The 3,699-nt window shown below is 45.1% G+C and carries 4 protein-coding genes and 1 pseudogene; 2 read left to right on the top strand and 3 right to left on the bottom strand.

Translation table 11 applies throughout. The annotated features are described in order from the left end of the window. Positions 1–140: 140 nt before the first annotated feature. Entirely contained in the window at positions 141–770 is a 630-nt protein-coding gene (locus ACTHS3_RS05625; protein ID WP_049335489.1) for a YfgM family protein, read from the bottom strand. Next, on the bottom strand, positions 771–2,066 hold the full coding sequence (gene hisS, locus ACTHS3_RS05620; RefSeq protein WP_049335487.1) for a histidine--tRNA ligase: 1,296 nt from the start codon (positions 2,064–2,066) through the stop codon (positions 771–773). A gap of 248 nt (positions 2,067–2,314) precedes the next feature. Between hisS and ACTHS3_RS05615 the strand changes: the two genes are divergently transcribed. Then, positions 2,315–2,830 carry a hypothetical protein gene (locus ACTHS3_RS05615; protein WP_440367347.1) on the top strand — a complete coding sequence of 172 codons (516 nt, stop codon included), beginning with the start codon at positions 2,315–2,317 and terminating at the stop codon, positions 2,828–2,830. Positions 2,831–2,885: 55 nt separating this feature from the next. Here the strand turns inward: ACTHS3_RS05615 and ACTHS3_RS05610 are convergent, their stop codons facing one another. Further along, on the bottom strand, positions 2,886–3,188 hold the full coding sequence (locus tag ACTHS3_RS05610) for a hypothetical protein (protein ID WP_440367345.1): 303 nt from the start codon (positions 3,186–3,188) through the stop codon (positions 2,886–2,888). A gap of 209 nt (positions 3,189–3,397) precedes the next feature. On the opposite strand from ACTHS3_RS05610, the pseudogene ACTHS3_RS05605 reads away from it, so the two are divergent. Next, positions 3,398–3,699, top strand: a pseudogene (locus ACTHS3_RS05605) (pseudouridine synthase); the annotation flags it as partial.

Below are 3,699 nucleotides of genomic sequence, written 5' to 3'. Positions count from 1 at the left end.
ATTGAGTCTTTCTGTGTCAAGTGCCGCCTAAAAACGGGAGCGGAACACAAGCAGGTGTTTTAAAAACACGGTTGATAAGGATAAGTGTAGGCCGTCTGAAAAGTCATTGCAACTTCAGACGGCCTTGATTTCAAACAAACTTATTTCAAGCTGTCGATTTTCATTTGCAGCAATTCGCGGCCTACTGCGGTTTGCGGCATTTTGCTCAAAGCAGCTTCGTAACTTTGTACGGCTTCTTTGGTTTTATTTTGGGCAACGTAAACATCGCCTTTGGTTTCCAGCATCAAAGGCTCGAAATCAGCCTCAACCTGAGTATTCAGGACATTGATGGCGGCATCGTATTTTTTCTGCTGCAACAGGACAACGCCCAAACGTTGCGCTGCCAAAGCTTGAACCAGCGGTGCATTTTGGTTTTTCAACACCCAATTCAAATGACCTTCCGCCACATCATAACGGCCGGCATCAAACTCGGTCGCCGCTACCATCAAAGTGGCTTGGGCTGTCGAAATGGAATCAGGATAGTTTTTTTGCAATTCGGCCAAATCGGCGTTGATGGCTTTTTGGTCGGTTTTTTGCTGCGCCTTTTCCACCATTTGCGCCAATACGGCGGCGGCTTCCTGATCTTTTGAAGCTTTTTGGCCTTGGTAAATGGTGTAACCCAAATACCCCAAAGCCGCCACAATCAGCAAGGCAAAGATCCAACGGCCGGTTTTTTTCCAAAAATATTTAAAGTTGTCTAACTCTTGTTGTTCTTCCAAATGGGCTGCCATTTATGCGTTCTTCCATTGTTGTAAAGTGTCTGTCAAATCAGCGGCGGCAACGGTTTTCTGTTCGTGTTTGCCCTGCATATCTTTCAGGGTAACCGTACCGTTTGCCAGCTCATCCTGAGCCACAATCAGGGCAAAGCTTGCGCCACTGTTGTCTGCTTTTTTCATTTGCGCTTTCAGGCTCTGATAGCCGGAATGCTGCATCACATTGAAGCCTTGTGCGCGTAAGGCTTGCGCGTATTTCATCACCTGCAAGTCCGCACCTTCGCCTTGGTGCATTGCATAGACATCAGGCGCAGCGTTCACTTCCAGAGAGCCGTATTCGCTCACCAAAAGCAGCAGGCGCTCAATACCCATTGCAAAGCCGATAGACGGCGCAGGTTTGCCGCCAAGCTCTTCAATCAAACCATCGTAACGGCCGCCACCGCACACAGTCGCTTGCGCGCCGAGTTTGTCGGTCGTCCACTCAAAAACCGTCTGATTGTAGTAATCCAAACCGCGTACCAAGCGCGGATTTTCAATATATTGAATACCCAAACCGTCCAACATCGCCTTGAAGCGTGCATAGTGGTTTTGCGAAGCCTCGCCCAAATAATCCACCAAACGTGGCGCCGCATTGCAGATTTCCTGCAAATCAGGGTTTTTCGTATCCAAAACGCGCAAAGGATTGGTTTTCAGACGGCGTTTGCTGTCTTCGTCCAATTTATCTTCATAACGGGTCAGATATTCAACCAATGCCGCACGGTGTGCCGCGCGTTCCTCACGGTTGCCCAAACTGTTGATTTCCAAAGTCAGGTATTCGCGAATACCCAATTTTTCCCACAAGTCGGCAGACATCGCGATAATTTCCGCATCAATATCCGGCCCTTCAAAACCCAAAGCCTCGATACCAACCTGATGGAACTGACGATAACGGCCTTTTTGCGGACGCTCGCGGCGGAACATCGGCCCCATATACCACAGCTTTTGCGGGCTGTTGTAGAGAAGATTGTGTTCAACCACAGCACGCAGACAAGAAGCCGTACCTTCAGGACGCAAGCTCAAACTCAAAGAATCGTTTGAATCGGAAAAGGTGTACATTTCCTTGCCGACCACATCGGTTTCCTCGCCGATGGAGCGGACAAACAAACCGGTTTGCTCGACAATCGGCGTACGGATTTGCTGATAGCCGTAAGCGCGTGTCCAACGGCCGACCGTATCTTCAAACGCCTGCCAAAACGCAGCCGTCAGTTTGAAATCTTTTTGTTCGACAGGTAAAAGGTCGTTCATACCTTTTACAGATTGAATTTTTTGTGCCATTTCAATATGGGATAAGCGAAAATCAAATAGTTGGGCATTATAGCTGATTTTTAAGGGTTTGTGAGGTTGGAAACAAATCAAAAGGCCGTCTGAAAATTGGTTTTCGCATTCAGACGGCCTGTAAAGCAGATTACAGAATCATATTCAATGATTCCAACACTTCCCCTGCTTTTCAACTTAAATTTCTTAGAGACATATTCAATATAGATTCAATGCCGTTATACTTGGATTCTTTTCATCCCGTCCATATGCACATCATAAAAACACTGCACTCTCTTTTTGTTATCGGCTTGTTAACTACTATCTTCCCCTCACAAGCGACGGCTGCAAATAACGCCACAAACAATCAAACGAAAATAGATTTAGTCAAAAAGGTTTATCTGTCTAAAGTGGATTTAGGCTCTGAACATAATCGTGTTACTACGCCTGAACTACAAAAAATCATCCGACAATTCAATAAATTCGACACAAATATCCGTAAGCAACCCGATATGGAGATGGGATGTGACATGCCGATACATTACTACTTAGGCTTTGGTCAAGATCATCCTGATAACTTCCATAAAACCTTGCAAGTCAAAGTCACTTCTCCCCATACCGTCCGGGCAACATTTAAACAATTTGACGGCCATAGGGTCGGTGCAGATTTCATGTTGAAATGTACAGAAAACCGTTGTTTGATAGATGATTTTAAGATGATTGGCGATCAAACCAGTATCAAAACCGATTACAAACTTGTTTTGCGCAAACAAAAATGTGAGTGAGCCAACAAAACAAAAGGGCTGCCCAAAAAAATGAAACCGCCCTTTGATTTTGAAATCAAGGTCGTGAAGGATGCGGATTTAAGCGGACAGGCGGCAAATTAGGTTTTCCGTATTGGGAAACAGCTTGTTTGCCTGAAGCCACTTTTCCTGACTGCATGACACCGCTATCGTTGCGTATTGGATGTGCGGCATACTCGTCTTGATTTAATTGTGAACCTTCTTCATTGACTTCATGCTCTACCACAAGTTCATACTCATTATCGTATGCCTTACTCTTGCCAAGCCGAACTTCCCCTCCCTCCATAGCGGATACGGAAAACGCGGATAACATGATGATTATGCCGATTTTTCTCTGCATAATATTCTCCTTTTCTCAAATATTGCTTCTTTATCATTTCTTTAATTTATGCCACAAAAGCAAGTTCAAACAAAACCAGTTTCTTTGGTCGGTTGAAGAATCTATTTAAGCACAAAACCGGCATCACTACATATCCGTTATTAGAAGTTTATTTTCCATATAAACAAGGCCGTCTGAAAAAATCCTAAAAAACGAGTACAATCCGCCGCATGAAAAAACGTACTAGTCCCCTACCACTTTTAGACGGTGTCAAACCCAGCTACTTAGTTTTGCCACATAAAAAGCAATTTTACGGCTTGCCTCTGCTGCATTTTTTATGCGCTCATTTTCCCTTTGTCGGCGAAGAAAACTGGCGACGGCGGCTGAACAGCGGTTTTGTGGTGGGTGCGGATGGCGTACCGTTTGATGAAAATACTTTGTTTGAGCCCGGCAAGACGATGTTTTATTACCGTGAAACCAGCCGTGAGAGCGAGCCGCGTATTCCGTTTGAAGAAAAGATTTTGCATATTGA

The sequence above is a fragment of the Neisseria sp. P0009.S007 genome, assembly GCF_051962515.1.
This window is presented reverse-complemented; position numbering and strand designations above follow the sequence as displayed.